The sequence below is a fragment of the Aliivibrio sp. 1S175 genome, from assembly GCF_001690985.1.
In the GTDB taxonomy this organism is placed as follows: Bacteria; Pseudomonadota; Gammaproteobacteria; order Enterobacterales; family Vibrionaceae; genus Aliivibrio.
In genome coordinates, this window is sequence record NZ_MAJS01000045.1 from 1 (window position 1) to 549 (window position 549).

A 549-nucleotide genomic window follows, 5' to 3' on the forward strand; every position below is an offset into this window, starting at 1 on the left:
TTGTATTTTGATGAGTCAGTGATAATTAAATCATCAAAAATAAACTATATTACGATAGTTCCAAATGCTCAATTATTACTGTCATTGGATGGTATTTTTTGCAATAAAAAAAATGCAAATGATATTTTTAATACCTTAAGGGAGTTTTATCCAAATGGTCATTTTTATGAGGTAGAGGAAGAAGATGATATATATTCCCATTATAAATATAAAGAGTTTTTACATCCTATGATTCAAGATTAATGTGACATTGTAAGGATGCGTTAAATAATGCTAACTCATAAAGATATAGACAATAACGATAAAATAGAAACCATGAGAATGGCCTTATATAAAGAAGAAGTGCTTTATGAGTATGAAACCATAGAGCACCAATATTTGGGGTATTTTGCGGCAGCCGGTTTTTTCAGTGTGATGCTTTGGTTTTTATATGATTTTAGTGATGATGGAATAGACGCAGGTGAAGCCATTATATTTGGTGGTGGCGGAACCATAATGACACTATTTTTGATTTTTTTTTGCATCAGCAGACATAAAGCGGATTTACAA

At 30.6% G+C, this 549-nt stretch carries 2 pseudogenes; both read left to right on the top strand.

Annotated elements, in window-relative coordinates:
• Positions 1–243: pseudogene (locus tag A6E06_RS12950) on the top strand (hypothetical protein); the annotation flags it as partial.
• Positions 244–270: 27 nt separating this feature from the next.
• Positions 271–549, top strand: a pseudogene (locus tag A6E06_RS12955) (hypothetical protein); the annotation flags it as partial.